The organism is Streptomyces sp. NPDC033178, from assembly GCF_055577685.1.
Window position 1 is genome coordinate 1 of record NZ_JBVIPT010000035.1, and the last position, 18,001, is coordinate 18,001.

At 65.0% G+C, this 18,001-nt stretch carries 18 protein-coding genes and 4 pseudogenes; 8 read left to right on the forward strand and 14 right to left on the reverse strand.

Features of this window, described 5'->3' with window-relative positions:
- Positions 1–429 precede the first annotated feature (429 nt).
- Positions 430–999, forward strand: coding sequence for a hypothetical protein (locus tag ACZ5VQ_RS47355; protein WP_405541012.1), 570 nt, complete (start codon positions 430–432; stop codon positions 997–999).
- Between the two features lie 651 nt (positions 1,000–1,650).
- Here the strand turns inward: ACZ5VQ_RS47355 and ACZ5VQ_RS47360 are convergent.
- Positions 1,651–1,968, reverse strand: coding sequence for a hypothetical protein (locus ACZ5VQ_RS47360; protein WP_405541013.1), 318 nt, complete (start codon positions 1,966–1,968; stop codon positions 1,651–1,653).
- A 180-nt stretch (positions 1,969–2,148) separates the two neighbouring features.
- Between ACZ5VQ_RS47360 and ACZ5VQ_RS47365 the strand changes: the two are divergent.
- Positions 2,149–2,487 (forward strand): annotated as a pseudogene (locus tag ACZ5VQ_RS47365) (hypothetical protein); the annotation flags it as partial.
- Between the two features lie 112 nt (positions 2,488–2,599).
- Positions 2,600–2,716 carry a hypothetical protein gene (locus ACZ5VQ_RS47370; RefSeq protein WP_405547689.1) on the forward strand — a complete coding sequence of 39 codons (117 nt, stop codon included), beginning with the start codon at positions 2,600–2,602 and terminating at the stop codon, positions 2,714–2,716.
- A gap of 203 nt (positions 2,717–2,919) precedes the next feature.
- Here ACZ5VQ_RS47370 and ACZ5VQ_RS47375 read toward each other — a convergent pair whose 3' ends face one another.
- The 4 genes from ACZ5VQ_RS47375 to ACZ5VQ_RS47390 all read right to left on the reverse strand — a co-directional run bounded on the left by ACZ5VQ_RS47375 (position 2,920) and on the right by ACZ5VQ_RS47390 (position 5,394).
- Positions 2,920–4,353, reverse strand: coding sequence for an ApeA N-terminal domain 1-containing protein (locus ACZ5VQ_RS47375; RefSeq protein ID WP_405541014.1), 1,434 nt, complete (start codon positions 4,351–4,353; stop codon positions 2,920–2,922).
- Between the two features lie 136 nt (positions 4,354–4,489).
- Entirely contained in the window at positions 4,490–4,762 is a 273-nt protein-coding gene (locus ACZ5VQ_RS47380) for a hypothetical protein (protein ID WP_469110446.1), read from the reverse strand.
- Positions 4,762–4,998, reverse strand: a complete 237-nt coding sequence (locus tag ACZ5VQ_RS47385; RefSeq protein WP_469110447.1) for a hypothetical protein — start codon at positions 4,996–4,998, stop codon at positions 4,762–4,764. The genes ACZ5VQ_RS47380 and ACZ5VQ_RS47385 overlap by 1 nt, the downstream gene beginning before the upstream one ends.
- A gap of 207 nt (positions 4,999–5,205) precedes the next feature.
- Positions 5,206–5,394 (reverse strand): hypothetical protein, encoded by a 189-nt coding sequence (locus ACZ5VQ_RS47390; protein WP_405541017.1) that lies wholly within the window; start codon positions 5,392–5,394, stop codon positions 5,206–5,208.
- Positions 5,395–5,574: 180 nt separating this feature from the next.
- Between ACZ5VQ_RS47390 and ACZ5VQ_RS47395 the strand changes: the two genes are divergently transcribed.
- Positions 5,575–6,429 (forward strand): hypothetical protein, encoded by an 855-nt coding sequence (locus tag ACZ5VQ_RS47395; protein WP_405541018.1) that lies wholly within the window; start codon positions 5,575–5,577, stop codon positions 6,427–6,429.
- On the forward strand, positions 6,422–7,144 hold the full coding sequence (locus ACZ5VQ_RS47400) for a DUF5753 domain-containing protein (protein ID WP_405541019.1): 723 nt from the start codon (positions 6,422–6,424) through the stop codon (positions 7,142–7,144). The genes ACZ5VQ_RS47395 and ACZ5VQ_RS47400 overlap by 8 nt, the downstream gene beginning before the upstream one ends.
- Positions 7,145–7,203: 59 nt before the next feature.
- Here ACZ5VQ_RS47400 and ACZ5VQ_RS47405 read toward each other — a convergent pair whose 3' ends face one another.
- On the reverse strand, positions 7,204–7,401 hold the full coding sequence (locus ACZ5VQ_RS47405; protein WP_405541020.1) for a hypothetical protein: 198 nt from the start codon (positions 7,399–7,401) through the stop codon (positions 7,204–7,206).
- Between the two features lie 311 nt (positions 7,402–7,712).
- A pseudogene (locus tag ACZ5VQ_RS47410) lies at positions 7,713–7,823 on the reverse strand (transcriptional regulator); the annotation flags it as partial.
- Between the two features lie 800 nt (positions 7,824–8,623).
- Between ACZ5VQ_RS47410 and ACZ5VQ_RS47415 the strand changes: the two are divergent.
- A complete protein-coding gene (locus tag ACZ5VQ_RS47415; RefSeq protein WP_469110448.1) occupies positions 8,624–10,381 on the forward strand; it encodes a DnaA ATPase domain-containing protein in 1,758 nt (585 codons plus the stop codon).
- An 83-nt stretch (positions 10,382–10,464) separates the two neighbouring features.
- On the opposite strand, the gene ACZ5VQ_RS47420 is transcribed toward ACZ5VQ_RS47415, so the two are convergent.
- The 5 genes and pseudogenes from ACZ5VQ_RS47420 to nrdR form a co-directional block, all read right to left on the reverse strand.
- Positions 10,465–11,037 (reverse strand): transcriptional regulator, encoded by a 573-nt coding sequence (locus ACZ5VQ_RS47420; RefSeq protein ID WP_469110449.1) that lies wholly within the window; start codon positions 11,035–11,037, stop codon positions 10,465–10,467.
- Positions 11,038–11,135: 98 nt separating this feature from the next.
- Complete coding sequence (locus ACZ5VQ_RS47425; protein WP_469110450.1) at positions 11,136–12,668, reverse strand: helix-turn-helix domain-containing protein; 1,533 nt, start codon at positions 12,666–12,668, stop codon at positions 11,136–11,138.
- Positions 12,668–12,970: a helix-turn-helix domain-containing protein gene (locus ACZ5VQ_RS47430; RefSeq protein WP_405547690.1), complete on the reverse strand. Its 303-nt coding sequence runs from the start codon at positions 12,968–12,970 to the stop codon at positions 12,668–12,670. Before ACZ5VQ_RS47430 ends, ACZ5VQ_RS47425 begins: the two co-directional genes overlap by 1 nt.
- A gap of 82 nt (positions 12,971–13,052) precedes the next feature.
- Positions 13,053–14,870, reverse strand: coding sequence for a hypothetical protein (locus ACZ5VQ_RS47435; protein WP_405541025.1), 1,818 nt, complete (start codon positions 14,868–14,870; stop codon positions 13,053–13,055).
- Between the two features lie 388 nt (positions 14,871–15,258).
- Positions 15,259–15,671, reverse strand: a pseudogene (gene nrdR, locus ACZ5VQ_RS47440) (transcriptional regulator NrdR); the annotation flags it as partial.
- A 196-nt stretch (positions 15,672–15,867) separates the two neighbouring features.
- Between nrdR and ACZ5VQ_RS47445 the strand changes: the two are divergent.
- Together ACZ5VQ_RS47445 and ACZ5VQ_RS47450 are read left to right on the forward strand one after the other, a co-directional pair.
- Positions 15,868–16,238 (forward strand): annotated as a pseudogene (locus ACZ5VQ_RS47445) (LexA family protein); the annotation flags it as partial.
- A gap of 97 nt (positions 16,239–16,335) precedes the next feature.
- Positions 16,336–16,476, forward strand: a complete 141-nt coding sequence (locus tag ACZ5VQ_RS47450; protein WP_405541027.1) for a hypothetical protein — start codon at positions 16,336–16,338, stop codon at positions 16,474–16,476.
- A gap of 35 nt (positions 16,477–16,511) precedes the next feature.
- Here ACZ5VQ_RS47450 and ACZ5VQ_RS47455 read toward each other — a convergent pair whose 3' ends face one another.
- Together ACZ5VQ_RS47455 and ACZ5VQ_RS47460 are read right to left on the reverse strand one after the other, a co-directional pair.
- On the reverse strand, positions 16,512–16,760 hold the full coding sequence (locus ACZ5VQ_RS47455; protein WP_469110451.1) for a hypothetical protein: 249 nt from the start codon (positions 16,758–16,760) through the stop codon (positions 16,512–16,514).
- Between the two features lie 394 nt (positions 16,761–17,154).
- Positions 17,155–17,826, reverse strand: a complete 672-nt coding sequence (locus ACZ5VQ_RS47460; protein ID WP_469110452.1) for a hypothetical protein — start codon at positions 17,824–17,826, stop codon at positions 17,155–17,157.
- Between the last annotated feature and the right edge of the window lie 175 nt (positions 17,827–18,001).

An 18,001-nucleotide genomic window follows, 5' to 3' on the forward strand; every position in this document is an offset into this window, starting at 1 on the left:
CGGGGGGGAAGGGAGCCCGCATCCCCATGAATGACGAAGGGGGGGGTGTGGGGGGCTTGCTTGGGGGGGGGGGGGGGGGGGTGTTTGTTTTTTTCCCCCCCCCCCCCCCCCCCCACCCCAGGTCACTTCGACTTGGACGCGCGCCGACGCCACGCCCGCACAACGGCCCCGAAGACCCCGATCACGGCAGCCGCGACAAGGTCCGCGGAAAGCTCGGCCACAAGCCCATGAGCTGCGACAACCATCAGGTCATGCACGGGTTCAACCTCCTTCTCTGGCACCCGGCGGGTGCCCTGGAAGGACTCTCCATCTGGTCGTGGGACCCCGAGCCAGTGCTGGCTGGGCACCTCCAGCCCTCGGACACCGGTCGCGCAGGGTCGGCCGCCAGCCCAGTAGCCCTGTAGAGTCCTGGACAGTTCTGGACACTGAATGGGGAGTGAAGCGATGGGGCGGCCGGGCATTCTGAAGAAGCCTCAGATCGACGTCGGCCCGCTGAGGGATCTCATCTACGGCCTTCACGACCTGCACATGTCGGTGGGACGCCCCAGCCTTTCCAAGATCTCCAAGAGCTCGGGGCAGACGACCGAGTCCGGCTACCTGAGCACCAGCACGATGAGCTACGTGCTGTCGGAGTCCCGGCTGCCGGACTCCGAGACGATGCAGCGGCTGATCGCCCTGCTCGTAGAGCGCGCACCCACCGGCCGCAAGATGGACTTGGACGCGACCACCAGGCGTTTCCTCGACCTGTGGGAGAAGGCCGCGAGGGCGGAGGCCGATCCGCCGCCCAGCCTGCGGGTCCAGGCGCTCAGGAAGACGGGCAACGCCTACCTACACCTCGCCGACCAGTACCAGAAGGCCGAGCGCATGGAGAAGACCGTGTCCTCGAAGAACACCGTCGCCAACCACTGGGACTACATCGCCAGGCTGGCCGGCGAACTCCTCGGCGAGGACCACCCCGATGTGGTCGAGGCCCGCGAGCGTGCCGAGGACCGGGAGTAGCAGCCCCGCCCAACCGGCGGCCAGCTCAGCGCCGGGCGTCGCCGGGCGTGAGTAGGGCGGTCACCTCGGCGATGGCTGCGCATCGCCGGCGCCCGGGAAGCCGTCCAGCGGGTCCTGGCCACCGTCGGCCACGACCAGCTCATCGACTGCCACCCCACCCTCATCCAAGCCCTCGACAGCTGACCTCCCGGGCATCCACACCGCAGCTGCGCAGTACCTGGTGGTGAGCCAGCTGGTGACCAACGCGCTCCACGGACTTGTGGCGGAGCTGCCCGCGAACCTTGTCGCGGCCGCCGTGATCGGGGCTTCCGGGGCCGTTGTACGAGCATGGCGCCGGCGCGTGTCTAAGCCGAAGTGACCCGCGATGTGCTGCCGGGTCCGCTCTCGCGATCATCAAGGCCGATCCGGAGGTGGCAGCGCTCCCGTACACCCTCAATCATGGGGAGCTTTTAGTCGACCGCGCCCACGGGCTTCTGGACTGGGGAACTCACCGGTGTGAAGACGAGCACTTGCACCAGCGGCTTCCCGGGACGTCCGTCCCGGGAAGCCGCTGGTGCAAGCCGGCACTGTGCGAATATTCGGGAGGATGCGCCGACCACGACGGAGCTTTCGAACCCAGCGGCTCATGCCCGGCCCGTCCGGCGCACACGGTCAGAGGCGTGCCAGAACTCGCTGCAGATCATCTCGGTTGAACGCGTGGCCGGAGGCGAGGAGAGTTCGGGCGTAGGCATCCAGAGCAGAGATGAGCTCTTCCGAGAATCCCACTGCTGCGGGGAGATCCCAGGCATTGGTAAGCGCCTTGTCGAGATCGCTGGGGTCCACCGGGGGGCGGTGGGTGTAGATCTCCCACGGCAGGACGTCGTTTAACCTGCCTCGCTCGGAGCGTGGGACTTTGCGCTTTCCCGCTCGCTCCAGAGCCCGCAGCACCGCCAGTTCCGATGCGGCTGTCATGTCCAGTGCCATCGCCATCGCAGTCCGGTCCATCCACTCAGATGCAGTGACAGCGGTCTTCCCGTCGGGCGCCTCTGTCCTGGTCGCTACCGGCACGACGCTAAGCGCCGAGCAAGAGGAGCCGAACAGGATATGCAGCACTTCAACTCGAACGAGTGGACACGCAGCCCCGACCTGAGGGATGTCGAAGACGACGAAATGGGCGGGCATGGCCTGGGCCAGCTGCTGGATGGTCTGGCCACCGGAGGATGCGCGGCGTCCCGCGGCAGGATCAGCTCCTACCTGGGCCATATCAGCACCACAACCGGCCGTGGGCACCTCCAGCGTCTGCAAGCCGACGTCGACATCGCGGAGCAACGTGTTCAAGAACTCGAAGAGCAGCTCGACAGCGAAGCCATCGACGACAAGCTCGCCCACAGCCTCGGCTACATCAGCGGCAAGATAAACAGCCACGCCAAATTCCTGAGACTCGAGCACGGCGACGGCCTGGTCCGCCTGAACCTGAAGAGGATCACCGTCGGCACCGACACCCCGAACGGCATCACCGAACTGCTCCGCATCGGCAGTGGCAAGAACCACGTCGGCTACCACCTAGGTCGTCACCGAACTCTCCCCCGGCTTCCAGATCATCGTCAGCGACCACGCCGACCTGCCACACCCCTGGTACCAGGACTCCGTCCGCAACAACTGGCGCGGCGGCGAAAAACTCATCCCCACCACCTGGCTCGACACCAACCCCACCCCACCACCTACCGGGGATCACTGAAACTGCGCAGCACTCAACCAACCTGCACAGCCACCCCGGAGCCAGAAACCCCGCGGGTCAGACGGCCGGGCCTTCCCAACCCTGCGCAAGTTCAGTGAGACACCCAGCCAAAAACCCGCTCACCCAAAATGCACAACCCCAGGTCAGAATCACGGCCCTGTGCAGATTCACCGACCGGCGACATTCAACCAGAAAAGATGGCATTACTTTTTGTCCGCTGCTGCATCAAACCATTCCGGGAAACTGATTTCCATTCGATGTCTCGCGTTTTCCGATTCCCAATTATGACGCAACGCTTGACGGCATTCTTCTTTACTGAATCCAAGTTGTCGAAGTAGTACGAGTTCAGCGAACAGACAAGTCGATCTAAGCAAGGCCACCATCTGCTCTACAGTGTAGTCATCGCTCGAATTCAGTACATGCCCAATGCCGTCTCGAATTTGGCGTACTTCCTGCAGCCACTTTTCCTCATCGCCTACAATTTCGACCATCAGATGATCTGTGTACTCAAGCAGCTCGCGCCCCCGGAATACATATTTCTTTCGGTGCGCGAACTGGATAGCATCCGCTAGCCACTGATGGTGCTCCCGACATTCCCTCTTCACCACCGACAGAATCGCCTGGTTTCTGGCACGATCATCATCTGTCTTCTCTTCATGTTGGGGATTGAGGCCTCGGTGCAGCGCTTCAATCGCCGAAGCGATCGTGAATACCTGTTGCTGCAGATATCCTCCGACTTCGGAATGCAGAGAGAAGACCCAATCACATTGGGATGAAAGTTTTGCCTGTAGCTCGTACCAGTTAGGGACCAGGATGCCAAATTCAACGTTTGGCGGAAAATGCTGGCTATTCATTCCGAAGCGCATACGCTCGCGGATCATAGGCTTACCTGGTTGTTTCTGGTCGGATTCCTTCCGACGGACTTTGTGAAACCTGAGGGGCCAAGTGTCGCGCCATTCCTTGGTTTCATCGTAGTTGCCTACCCTCAGAGAGAAGGCTTCGCAATGCTTTCCCGTGGCCAGGGTAAGCATTTGTTCAATCGGTCGAATGAACTTGTGCTCCAATTCTTCAAGAGATACTCGTTCTTCGATTTTGAGTTCAATCACTTCGTGGCTAGTGAATCCCGCGTCCGTTAGCCGGCCTCGATTGACAGTTGTACTTCGCTTCAGCGATACCTCGCATCCGGGTATACGGGCCGTCAGGTCTGGCAAATCAAGCGCTTCAACGGCGCTTTCCGAATGCTTGTACATCGTGCGATTGCTCCACTGATCCAAATTGAACAAGCGGAAGTGGGCACGGTTAAAGCGGCACTCGTCCTCGTTAAGAGGTTCATCCCCGATCAGTACGGTGTTTGCTATGAAGACATTGTAAGTTTCTTCGTTCTCGCCTTGCTGAGTGCTGCGCTCGCTGACTTGGCGACTGTCCAGTAGGGTCACGTCAACGCCCATACTTCTGCCGTGAATAATGGAGTGGTTCGGCTCCTTTGCGATACCCTCTTGACCAAATGGCAAGCTTTCGTAAATCGCAAGTTCTGGGTGGCTTACGCCAATTTCTAGACTGCCGTGCATTACTTGCTCGGGACGGTGCGGCAGCCACCACTGCCCCACATAGGTTGATTGCTCACTCTCGTTCTTCATGGCACGAAAGCATAGGCTGCCCCGGTACGTTCCCTCTCCCAAATATCTTGTTGGACGCAACCTGCGGGCCACGGAACGACGTCCTGAGCGAACTGTGCCGCCTGGCAGTGCCTTCCGAACCACCCCTATCGGTCGGCTAGACCTCGATGTACGCCACGACCACGACGGTGCGCAGGGCGGTGACGAAGTACAGGACCCGGACGGACTCGACTTCGTCGGTGTACTGGCGTAGCTGGGGTCCGGTGGTGTCGCCGGGGATCGGCTCGCCGGCGTCGGAGTCGACGGAGATGACGACCAGGGCGCGGTCCAGGGCGTGGATTTCCGCCTCGTTGGTGATGTTCTCCAACTGCTTGGCTGCGGCGTCGGAGAAGGCAATGCGGGCGCGGCGGGGGCCGTGCTGCGGGGGCATCAAGCGACGGCGGTGCGCTGCGCGGCGAGGCGGGCGAGGTGGGTCTCGCGCAGGTCCTCCCACGGGGTGCAGTCCTCCACCGCGGGCAGCCCGTTCTCGGCGATGTCCTCCAGAACGGCGGCGAACTGGTCGGCGCTGGCGCGGGTCTTGGCCGCGTACGCGCGCAGCCCGTCGGCGGCCGCGGGCTCCAGCTGCTGCCGCGCGGCGGTGTCGGCGGGGGCCGGCTGTTCGCTCATCGAGGGCTCCAGAGGGCAGAACTGGCGTGTTCCACCACGGTAGCGCCCGCTCGGGCCGTGAGACTCATTCCGGGCGAATCCGGTCCGCCCAAAGGGGTGGGGCAGGCATGTTTGTCGGCAGCTCACCGAGTACGCGAACGGCGCTGCGCCTTCGGCTGCAGCGCCGTTCGCGTACTCGGTGAGCTGCCGACGTTCGTTGTGCCAGCGTCAACGCATGAGGGAACGCAGCACCGGCACGCTGAGGCCTGTGGCACCCAGCCCCGCCAAGACCGCCCCGGGGGCGGAGAAGTCGGAGAGGAAGGTCAGCCCGCCGACGACCAGCCCGATGACGACCGAAGTCAGGAGGACGACGGTGGTGTGCATGCTGATGAAAGGGGGCTCAGGCGGCGAACTCACGTGCGCTCCAGCGGTTGTTGGCGACGATGACTTCCGCTCATACGTCACGGTCGGCCCGATACCCCACGGCCGACTTCCGCCCCGGGCCCCGCCCGAAAAAATCTTGAAAAGGTTCGTGGGGTGCCCTGAGGGGCGCGACGTACAAGGGGTCGTCTTCGACGACGACCGGAAGGGGAGGCAATGAGGGGCGACGACGAGGCGGTGGACCAGGAGTCCGCAGCCCCGCTCGCCCGGCACCTACAACCTGTTGTAGGCGAGCAGGGGCGCCTTCTCGGCGCTCCCGTGCCTCTCGAAGCTCAGCATGAGATGAACGCCGTCGACACACGGCGGGCCAGGAAGCTGCAGGAGAACCTGGACCGGCGGATGGCTGACCAGCAAATGGTCCGGCTGCTGTCGGAGAGCGGCTTCGCCGGAACCCACTACCACCGCTTCGAGGAAGCGCTCGCCCGGTACGGGATCTCGGTGCTAAGGGGCTGGCTGTTCTCCGGCTACGTGTTCAAACTCGCCGCTTCGCGAGGCTTCGACCTTAAGCCAGACGAGCGGGAGCTCGAGGAACTGGCCCGTGACAGCGATTTACGGGAGGAACTGGCGATGATGACCGTCGCCCGGGCCCTCCCGGTCTTCCGGCGGCGGGCCCTGGTCGAGGCCGGATGGCAACCCGATGGCGGCGCCAGCATCGCCACCTATTTCATGGGAGCGTGCGCCTACGAGTTCCCCAACGAATACCGGCGCCACCGCGTGCAACAGAAGCGGTGGCACCGCGGCCAGGCCACCCAGGAGATCACCACCGAGGACAGATTCGCGGTGCAGGGCGTCACCGAGGAGGTACTGGGCAACCTGCGGGTGCTTCAGCGCCTCCGGGACATCGACGACCCACGGACCCAGGCCACCGTCGCCCTGACAGTCGACGGCTACACCCAAGAGGAGATCCAACAGCTCCTGGACGCCAAGTCGATCCGCGCGATCGAAGGTCTGCTGTACCGGTGGCGGACGAAAGCGAAGCAGCGCGAAGAGGAAGGAGACTTCCATGGCTGATCAGAACGACGACTTCGACGCGCTGCTGGAGGGAACGTCCCTGGGGAGCCGGGGGGCCCGCCGCCTCCGCGCTCGCACGCCGGCCGTTCGGGCCCACGCTGCACGAGCGCTCGCTGGCTGGTGGCACAACTACTCGGACGGGCTGCCAAGTTGGTTCCCGACGTACCTCGCCCTAGAGCACGAGGCCTCGCTGATCCGCACGTACGAGATGAACTACGTGCCCGGCCTGCTGCAGACAGAGCCGTACGCTCGCGCGAATGTCCAGCAAGGCATGAAGAACGCGAGCGACAGCGACGTCGAGAAGCACGTGACGCTGCGCTTGGAACGGCAGAAGCGCCTTGTCTCCGAGAACGCCCCGCAGGTCCACATCGTCCTGGACGAGGCTGCCCTGCGTCGCCCGTACGGCGACCGTGAGGTGATGCGCGGCCAAATCCGGCATCTGATCGAGATGTCCCAGTGGGAGAACGTGCGGCTGCAGATCATGCCGTTCAGCTTCGGCGGTCACTCCGGCGAGTCCGGCACCTTCACCATCCTCGGCTTCTCGGAGTCGGACCTGCCGAACGTGGTCTACGTGGAACACCTCACCAGCGCCCTCTACCTGGACAGGCAGGTGGACGTGGCCCAGTACAAGGCGGCGATGGAGCAGCTGCAGGCGGACAGCCCCAGCCCGGACGAGAGCCGTGACCTGTTGCGGGGACTGCTGCAATTGAGCTGATGCCATTGCCGCCGAACGCCGCCCCGGAGAACTGGATGGTCTCCGAAGCGGCGACTCGTTCACAGCAGGCCGATGGCCATCAGCACGAACACGGCCAGTGTCAGCGAGCCTCCGAAAGCGCCGCTTCCGTAGAGCACAGCATCGCGCTTGCGTGCGCCCGGCGTGTGACTCATCCAGCCAGCCCCCAAGCCGATAAGAGCGGAGAGCAAAGCGCAGATGATGACCAGCAGGACTTTGACACCGAGAGAGAGGTTCAACGGTCCGAAATACCCTTCTGGTGATCGGACCGGGTGTCAGACCTCAGCCCGACCACCACGTGAGACACGTGTGGTCTTGCTGAGGCCCACCGACGTTTGGGGCTCATGGGGGTGGCCTGGCTAGAGCCGTAAGGTCGCCGCACTCCCTTTTTCACCGTGCGTATCAAGCGTAAGGCGACAATGGCCTTGACCTGGAACGTCGGGTCCAGGTCCGCTCTACCGCTGTTGCAAAGACGAGGCGACTATACCGGTCCGTGTCATGACGGTCGATCAAAGTCTGTGGCTCGTAGGGACCGACGCCGAGAGCAGTTTTAGGCAGCAAACCCCACGTTGCTGACGTACTCGTACTGGCCCCACTGCGAGCCGAGGCCGACAACCTGGTCGACCCACGCCTCGTCCATCTCCTGATCGTCGCCGGCCGCCAACGCTGCGGTGGTTGCGCCTCTCAGGTGGAGGTGTCGGGCGAGGCGGGGACCGCACGACCTGCCCCCAGGGTGCGCCGGGTTCTCGGTTGTGCAGGGGGAAGGTGTCCAACGACTCCACGGTCCCGCAGTTCGCCGAGATCTGCGATGCGGACACCGGGGAGGGTGTCAAGAAGGTCGGCCTGGGTGGCGCGGATGCCCTGGGCAGGAGCCTCGGGGCCGGCGCCGAGCGTGCGGCGCGGGTGGTCACGGCGATCATCGTACGGCCCGGCCGACCACGGCTGATGAGCCGCGTACCGCCACCCACGCGTCGTCCAGCTGGCGTACACGCGGGCCGCAGCCTCTCAGTTGCTGCCGCGCGCTCTGGCGCCATTGGGCTCAGCAGCACCCGTGCGACCGCGTCAGAAGGGGCTGGGTGTCAGTGACCGATCAGCTTGTGCAGTCCGAGGATGGAGGCACCCCACGCGGTGAGCCCAGCCAGTAGGGAAGTCGCTAGGTTGCCTCCTCCAAGAAGAGAGAGGCCGCCCGCAAGCCCGCCGATAACGAACGCAGTCACCAGTATCAGGGCGGCGCGCTGGCTCAGCAGCGGCCCCTCCCCTGGGTCGGGCGGTCCTGGGGGGACAGACGGGGACGCCATACCAAGCTCCTTCTCACAGCGCGCCAGCCGCTGCGCTACACGGGCTGAGCTACGCCCTCATCGGCCGTATCTACGAAAGTGTGCAACCACAGTGACGTGTCGTCAGAGTGTTGCGGGAGCTGGCACAGTTGCCGATTGACGGCAACACCACGAAGGACAGCCGATGAAGAGTCTTGAGCCTCTCAGCAATACCCTGGGGACGGAAGCGGGGGAGCTGGCCGCTGCGTTGCGGCGACTCTTCGAGTCGCTTGGTATCGGCGTCCGACGCTACGCGGCCCGGCGTAACCGCGATGCCGGCGCCGTTTCTCGCTACCTGAACGGCACGCGGGTTCCCACCTGGGAGTTCGTTGCAGACTTGATCAGGGATGTCTCAGAGATCCGCGGAGCGGTGACACCGGATGCGGTGGACCTGCTGCGGCAGCTGCACGGTAGTGCCCTGGCTGCAAGCGGTTCACCTCAGCATCGTGTGCAGCTGCTCGAACTGCAGCTGGCAGATGCTGACCGCGCGGCACGCCGCAGCGCATTGCGCGAGAGGGCGTTGGAAGACGCGTTGCTGGAGGCGCAACACCGGATCGCTGACGTGGAGCTACAGCTGCGGCAGATCACAGCAGCTCCGGATGATTCACCGTCTGAAGAGTCCATGTGGGGTCACAGCGACGAATTTTTCAGCCTTCGCCAAGAGCGGGACCTTTTGAAAGATCAGGTAGAAGATCTCCGCATTGAACTAAGGGACGTCCATATCCGTAGAGTTGCCGCAGAACAGCGCTGCGAGGAGCTCGAACGGGAAATCGACACCGCCGAAGACAAAGACGACTCTAATCGCGAAGCAGGGCGGGCGGAGTTGCTGCCCGCCGGAAATGCGTCAGCCAGAACTGCGGCCAAGAATAGCGAAATTCTCTCTGTCGGATTGAACCACAGATACACTTTCGAGAATTTCGCCGTGGACTCCAGAAATCGCTTCACATACGGCGCGGCATTAAAGGTAGCGGAGCTGTCATGGAAAACCAAAAACCCTATCTGCCTGCTCGGTAATACAGGTCAAGGGAAAACCCACCTATTGCACGCAATAGGGAACTATCATCGCACTCTCTACCCGAAGTCGAAAATCTTCTACGGCAGCATGAGCGACCTGGTAAGAGAAATCCGCGGACAGTACAGTCCAGCACCTCCTGGGAAATCCTGGCGCCGGACCAGCGCCAATCTCATAATGGCTGACCTCGTATTGATCGACGACTTCGAGGACCTGCTGTGGAACCCCCAGCAGGAGCTCACAGACCTGCTCCGACAGCTCCGAGATGGTTCGACTCAGATCGTCTTCGCCTCGCCTAATCCCCCGAAGGAACAGTCTGGACTAAGCACAGATGCTGCCTCATTCCTTCAGGAAGGGCTGACTCTCGGCATGGAACCCCCCGAACGAGATCAACTTATAGAAATCGTCAGGAGAGACCTCCAGGGAGAAGTAAGCGATGCCTCAACGGAGGCGATGGCACTCATCGCTGCTATTTCAGGGGCGACCATTAGAGAGCTGGAAGGAGCAATAGCACGCGTAATCGCCCACTCGCGAATCTACAAGCAACCTGTAAATGCGAAGCTAGTGCGTAACGTACTCAATCCTTTCCAGGCGGAGAGTAGAGAGATTACGGCAGAAAACGTCATCAGGGGCGTTGCAGATCATTTCGACATCACGGTAGAGGAATTGCGGGCGAAGGACAGGAGCCGCGCCCTGGTGGGAGCTCGGCAAATCGCCATGTATCTGTGCCGCGAGTTGACGGATCACTCCGTACCCACAATCGCGGCGCTGCTCGGAAGTAAGGATCTAGCCGCGGTGCTGCACGCTGACAAAAAGACCCGGCATCTAATGCGCGAACGGAAATCTCTCTACCATCAGATTACCGACGTAACTAACAAACTTTTGGCTTGACAGCCGACATTCCGCACCCATTCATGTAGCCGACGTACCTGGGGTCGCGTGCAGGTGTTGCCACTGTCGCAACACCGGAAGAATCACGCGGCGAAGCCGACGTTGGTGACGTACTCGTACTGGCCCCACTGCGAGCCGAGGTCGACGACCTGGTCGACCCACGCCTCGTCCATCTCCTGGTCGTCACCGGCCGCCCACGCGGCGACGATGCGGTCCCAGCGGCGGACGTTCATCGTGCGGAACTCCACCGCGCGCTGGCGGGGCCGGTCGACAGCGGACTGGTTGATGGGGTGGATTTCCACGCGGGTACCGCGGCCTTCACGGTTGAGGCGGGCGGTCAGGTAGCGGGCGACGTTCTCCCGGCGCACGGTGCGGTAGGCCTGCTCGATCGCGGCGAGGTTGCGGCGGGAGGGTGTACGGGGGCCAGCCGTCCAGGCGCGCAGGGTGCGGTCGGTGACGGTCAGTCCGGCCGCGCGGGCGGCCTCGCGGGCGTGGGTGCTGCGGGTGAGGTAGTGCAGGCGGGCGAGGAGGCCGCGGCGGGCGGTGACGGGGGTGGCGATGTAGCCGGCGAGGGCGTCCAGCTGGCGGGCGACGGCTTCGTGGCCTTTGAGGCCGCGGGCGCCGTACTTGCCGAACTCGATGTTCCGCTCAGGCATCGTCTCTTCCGGACTCTCGGGAGTGGATCACTGTACGGGGCCGTGAGCGCCGTTCTCCCGTCCCGGCGGGGAGCTGGCGCCGGGACGGGAGAACGGCGCTAGGAGGCGCCCTCAGGAGGCTCGTTGGCGGTGTCAGGGCCGGTGCCGACGGTGTAGACGTCCTTGACCTTCACTTCGGTGACGCCGCGGCCTTCGGGGAACACCGTCCGCCAGTCGCCGGTGACGTGCAGCTCGTCGGTGCCCATGGCGCGGACGACCATCAGGCCTTCGTCGTAGGCGCGGTGGGCCTTCCACCACAAGTTCGCGAACGCCTGGGAGCGGATGAGGTGCATCCAGTCGGTGCGGTAGAGCTCCCGGTTGAAGTTCGACTCCCCCAGCGTGGACACGAACTTCGAGTACATCGCCTTCACATACTCCAGCGTCACCTCGTCGCCGTCGGCGATCGCCCGGTCCCGGGCGTCCTTCAAAGCGATGCGGAACTTCTCCAGCAGCCCCTCCGTGGCCCCCGACGTCCACGACTCGTGAATCTGAGGCGGGTCGCACAGGCCGTACTTCGGCCCGGAAACACGCAGCAGCAGGCGCAGGGTCGGCTCGGTCACCCATAGGGGGCCTGGTTCGTCGCGGTTGCCGATCGGGTCCGGCAGGTAGGCGCCGTGGTCCCAGGCGGGCGGGGTGATCAGGTGCAGGCCGGCACGGCGCCGGTCGTGGTGGTCGCCGACGGTGTGTTCCAGCTGGCCGAGCGGCAGATGCGTCTTGAGCGCGGACAGGTAGGCGCCGTTGATGTCGAGCGCGGTGATCTCGTGCTCGCCTGAGGGAAGTTCCGGCCGGCTCCACTTCGGCCGGGCCTCCCACACCTGGTCGGCGCCGCGGGCACTCTGCTTGCGCAGGATGTCCGGCAGCCACGGGTGCGCGACGACGTCGTAGCGACCGCCCTTGCGTGTGTGGTCCAGGAGCGCCATCGCGTCCGGAATCGCCCGCTTGATCAGCGCAGCCGTCGCCGCTTCGACATCACCAGAGTGTTCTGCGAGCGCGGCCGCGACCGCGGAGCCGATCAGGTCCGGGGTGTCGGAGGCCGCCTGCACCCGCCTGCCGACCGGCACGACCTTCACACCGCCGGCTGCTCGCTCCGGCTTCCCGGCCGGCGCCGACTGCCGCGGCGCTGTGCGAGGCGCGGGCTTCTCTGCCTGCGCGGGTACGGGCCCGGCCGGGGCGGGGGCGCACTCGGCAGGGTCCAGATGCTGGGGGAACCCTTCGACCTGATGCCGGGCCGGCTGCCCGCACAGCACACACGGCTGCGCCACGGCCAGGACGTCGGTGTCGTCCTCGGTCTGCTCGGCTTCGGCCGGCTTGTCGTCCGTGGCCTCACTGGCGGGCGCGGCCGCGGTGGTGGCGTCCAGCTTGGTGCGAGCGCCCTCAAGGAAGTACGCGTACCTCTCCCGCATCTCGCCGCCTGGGTCCCGCCCCGACTCCCAGCCCCCGACCGTCGACGGGCTCACGCCCAGGGCCTGCGCAAGCTGTGCGCGCGAGAGGTTCAGATCTTCACGCAGGGAGCGTCGTTCTCCTGCGGGGGGCAGCGGTGTCTCCTGCCTGACGGCGGCAAGGAGGGCGTCGATCGCGTCGAAGTCCGCCATCAGGCTCCCCCGTCCACGACAGCGGAGCGGACACCGCCGACCGGGCGGCCCGACATGCGGCGGCGCTCCGCCGGGAGGGCTTCGACGGCCCGGGTCGGACCGGCCAGGAGATCGTACGCAGTGATGCCGTAATGCGCGGAGACCGCCTCACAGTCGGCCAGGCTCCACGCAGCCGTACCGGACTGACGCCGACTCACCTGCGCCTGGCTCACCCCCAACGCAGCGGCGAGGTCGGACTGGGACTCGCCGACCGCGTGAAGCAGGGCAGCAACGGCTGATCGCACCCGCTCTTCCAAGCTCATACTCACGTCGACACTTTAACACGAATAACGCACTTCTTATGCTGAATTCGCATAGCGGGTGTCGAAAGTCGCTGCCCATTGCTCAGTCGTCGCCGTGTAGTCCTGCTTCTGCTAGGTCCTCCGGCGGATCAAAGGTGTCGTTGAGGACCTCGGCCGCTAGGGCATCCCAGATGACTTTGCCTACAGGGCGAGGCATGTTCGGGTCTGTCGGGTCGGTGGTGGGGTGGGTGAGGAGGTCGCTGCTGGCTGCCATGACAGCGAGTGCGCTCTGGCGTTGCCCGAGGGTGGGCAACAGGTGGGCGTGGAGCCGTTGGAGGCGGGCCGTCGCGCGTTGGATGACTCGGATGTCGACGTTCCAGTCCGCGTCCGGATGTGGCAGGTTCAGGCGTTCGAGTGCGCGAGGGATGGCGTTGGCGTCCCAGGCGTCCGGGCTGGTGGCCATCCATTGGAGAGTGATCGTCACGTCGTCGAGATCGCCGAGGTGCTGGTCTGCAATCGGTGCGGCGGGTGAGACGTCAGGGTCGATGGCTGGCTCGGGCAGGGAGTTCTTGATGTCCGGCAGGCTCGTCTCGAAAGGCGACCGGTCGAGGACGGTGTAGAGGAGGGTCCTGGTCATCGCGGCGAGTGGGCAGGAGGAGACTTCGTTGAATGGGTTGATCTCGAAGCTGCTGTCGGCTGCCGCACGGTGAGCGTGGGTCTCGAATTGGTTGACCGCGTGGGTGCTCATGTTGATGCGTGGGGCTCTGGGGTTTTTCTGAGCCGCTTCGGCGGCTGCGCGGGTGGAACGCCAGACCAGGTTGTAGAGCTCGCCGAGCGGGCGGTGTGCTGCCGCTTTGGACGCGGCGTCTTCAAGTCGTTGGCGGTGCGTTTCGGTGATGGCCGGCAGGTTCACCTCGTCGAGCCGGTGCTGGAAATACCGGACGGCTTCAGCGGTCAGGAGCTCCTGGGCCAGTGCGAGCAGGTCGTCCTGGCGGCCTGAGGTCAGTCTTTCGGGAGCGAGTGCAGTGTTGAGGAGGTCGTCCAGGAGGGTCGCACCGGTGCCGGCACTGGTGCCGTAAGGAGCGTAGTAGTGCGCCAGGAGAGGGTAGAAGCGTGAGCCCTCCTGCGGTTCGGCCACCGCATCAAGGTCACCTTCCGCTGATGCGAGAGCGGCCTCAAAGGACTTCGGCTCCCAGACAACTGCCTGTACCGGGCTTTGGGGATGAATGGCGATCAGGCCGCTGCGTACGAGTTCTCCGAGCAGGCTCGGCACCTTGTCCCGGTCGGGGTGCAGAGGGCCGGGCCAGTCACCGATGTTGCGGATCTGCGTTGTGGAGGGGGCGTAGCGCAGGAGTGCCAAGGTGGCGAGCATCTCGCGCACCGGCAGCTTCAGGTCTGCGTCGGTATTGAACCGGAAGGCGTAGTTCACGGCCATGGACTGTCGCTGCGCGGCCGTCCACTCATCACGAGCCGCAGTGATGATCCGTTGTTCCTCTGCCTGCTTCCGAGCGATGTCCCGCTTCGCCTTCCGTCGCGGGTCCAGGACCGCTTGCACAGCGGTTTGCAGGGAGTCGGTGCATTCCACGCAGGGCGGGATCTGCCCGTTGCACACCTGTGCCAGAGCCGTACGGCTGGTCAGAGTGGCCGGGCCCCCGCACTGGGGGCAGGCCTGGTCAGCGACGGTGGCCCGCACACCGGCAGCTGCGACGACATACAGCGGCTTTCCCCAGCCCTGGCTGTCGATGTCGGCAGCCTTTTCGCACCAGGCGGGAGTGGCGAGATCGGGGTGAAACCCGGCCATTGCCCAGTAGCGCTCTCCGATGGCCACCAGTTCTGGATCTGCACCGTCGATGGCAGCGACCGTCGGGGTGAGGTGGCTCAAATCGCTGTTTACTGCGGCAGGTTGGGAAGTGTCACTCACAACCGACCAGCCTAGACAGAAACGGGAGACCGCACGCCCGGATGTCAGCGAAAGCTCCACGTAACGTGCCGGGACACCATCGCAGTCGATGCCTCAGTTGGTCCCTCGGTCTCTGGAGGTGGCGGCGGGCGATGGGCGTTGTGCGGCAGGTTCAGCCTTTTGCATTGTGGTCTATGTGTTGGGCAGGTCCACCAGCCGGTGGTACTCGGGCTCAAATCTGACTGCAGCCGTCCCGGTGGCCCGCCAGCCGCGTGCTGCGATCAGGTCAACTCGGTCTCGGGTATGAGGTGCGGCAGGCCGGTGCAGCACGACCGCGGTCTTCACCTCGGAAAGCACGGGGTCTGACAGATCATCCATGCTGGGCACCTCATGTTCCGGGCCACCGTCTGGCGGCCTCGAAGTCCTCCAGCGAGTCGAACGCCCGATAGGCGGACGCGAAACACAGATAGGCGACGAGGTCGAGCTCTTGCAAGGGGCCGAGTATGGCCAGTCCCACGTCGTGGGTGGTCAGTTCGGCGCTTCCGGTGGCCCGCACCGCCTCCTCGACCCGCTGGCCGAGCTGAGCGAGTGCGTCCTCCGTGACAGGCCTTCCCTGGCATGCCTTGCGCACGCCGTTGATGACCTTGGTACGACTGAAGGGCTCGGTGACTCCGGACCGCTTGACCACCATGAGCGAGCACGTCTCCACGGTCGTGAAACGACGGGAACAGTCCGGACACTGGCGGCGCCTGCGGATCGACGTACCGTCGTACGACTGTCGACGACACGGCTGTCGGGGTGCCTGCAGAAGGGGCAGTGCATGAAGTCCCAACCCTCCTCACAGCAGAATCAATAGCCTCGCCAGGCTTCTTGGGCCCCCCTCTTCACGTGTGTTTGGCGCAACCTTTCGAAAGCAACGACCACTCTCCGCCAAGGAAGCCATCGAGAAGGACCGACGTCACCACCACGCAGACAGCGCCCACCGTCACCGCCCAGGGCTGACTCGAGCCGGTGTATGCCGTCGATGCGGGAGATCGGACAGGCCGTCGGCCTCTCCAGCACCTCCTCGGTCGCACACCAACTCATGGCACTGGAGCGCAGGGGCTTCCTGCGCCGCGACCCGCACCGCCCACGCGCATACGGGTGCGCGGCTCCGACCAGGCCGCCTCCACGCAGCCCACCGACACCGCCGGCAAGCCCGCCGCGTCCTACGTCCCGCTGGTCGGCCGCATCGCCGCCGGCGGCCCGATCCTCGCCGAGGAATCCGTCGAGGACGTCTTCCCCCTCCCCCGACAGCTCGTCGGTGACGGCGAGTTGTTCGTCCTGATCGTGGGCCCGATGCCGACGCGGACGTCGACCCCGAGCCGGGACAGGGTGCGCACCCGCAGGATCTCCCCCAGGTGGCGGGCGCCGGTGCCGTGGTAGCGCAACACCCCCTTCAGCTCCACCAGAGCCGCGGCCGGAGGAAGAGGCCGAGCAGCGGCGGATGGAGGCCTGGGTCGAAGACCTCACCGACGGCGAACTGGAGGAACTGCAGCAGCGGGCGCGGGACACGGCTGGCGCAGGACGGGACAGTCTCAGCGCCGAACTCGCCGCGCCCAGACTCGGTCAACCCGCCAATCGCTGACTTCGCCCGTAAGACGGAGGTCAGCACGTTCACGGTCAGCTTCCCGGCGGAAGGACCTGCTGTGCCCAGTGCGGGAACGTCGGCGGCGCCGCAAGATCGATGCCGATGCTCAGCACGTCCTCAGCGCTCTCTCCCACGGTCACTGGCACGTTCCGGGCGTACGACCGGATTTCCATGACCAGCATCAGCCCCACCCACGGCGGGGTGTCGGCTCCCTGGACTCCCTCGGCCAACTCGGCGTACTCCGTGGAGACGTCCTGCGGAACCGGGTCTCGAAGGATCACGGCCTTCGCGCGCGTCGTACTGCTCGCGCGAGACAGACGCCCACAAGGCCGTGACGGGTACCTCCCCCAGGACCATGGACGCGTGGCTGAACGGCATCACGTAGTTCCCGATGCGGTGCCGCAACGTAACCGCCAGGATGGCGCGGTCTCCTCTGCGGAATCGGCTCCGAGCACGAAGAGCGGGGTGTCGTACGACAGCGCATCATCGAACCTGGCATCACGAAGGTCGTGTAGTGAATCGTCATGGCCAGAGCGTAGGGCCGAGCATCGACAATACGGTCCGGCCCGGGAAACGACTGCCCGATGAGGCTTTGACAGCACCTCCACCGAGCCACCTGCACGGAGAGCGAGCAGCAGCTCGAGCGGTGAGGCGGGAGGGCGCCACCTGGGGACGTCAGGGCGCCAGGCGCTGCACCAGGTCGACCGAGGGACCCACGAGCCAGATCTCCTGGAACCCGACGCCCGTGGCCCACCGGCCGTGCTGTCGGCGGAACGCCTCCGCGACGGAACGCAGCGCGTGCGCAGGGGCATGAACGGCATCCAGTGCGAGATGGATCTCGGGATCGGACCGTGTCCGTTTCGCCTTGATCGCGACGCGGAGAGCCTCGACCAGCGCCTCCGCGCTGGTACGAGCGCGATATTCCGATCCGCGTGCGAGCTCAGGCCATGCCGCGCGCTCGGGAGTCGTCACCTGGATTTTGAGCCGCTGTTCATTCGGACCACTGGCCTCGCAGTCGACGCCCCTCTCATCGCGGGCGCTCGCGTTAGTCAGTTGCGGAGGGGCCCACTGCGCGCCGGCTTGATTGAGTCGCTGTACAAGAAGCTGCGCTGTTCGCAGTTCTGACTCGGGCGTGGAGGGTCTACGGCCCACTTGTACGTTGACTGGCCCTGCGGGATCGGCCTGGACGCTGGTGTCATGTCCGTCGCCGCCCGTGACGATCGTGTCACCGCCTTCGCCGAAGCCGTCGACAACATGCGACTCGGTGACGCTGACCGTGTCGTCCGCGTTGACGTAGTGGACGTCGCCGGCTGGCTCGCCCTGTTCCTCGGGCTTCTCCGCCTCCATATCTAGGCCTCCGTCCTTCAGCGCCGCGACTCTTCGCCGTCCAGCATGACCGGAAGAAGCTGCTTGGGCCCCTCAACCGCCCGCACCTGGTGCGTCGGCCCGCTCCAGGTCCAGCCGGTCAAACGGTAGGCGCCGAAGCGCGTACCCGCCCCTCGCGCCGTCTGAAATTTTCGGC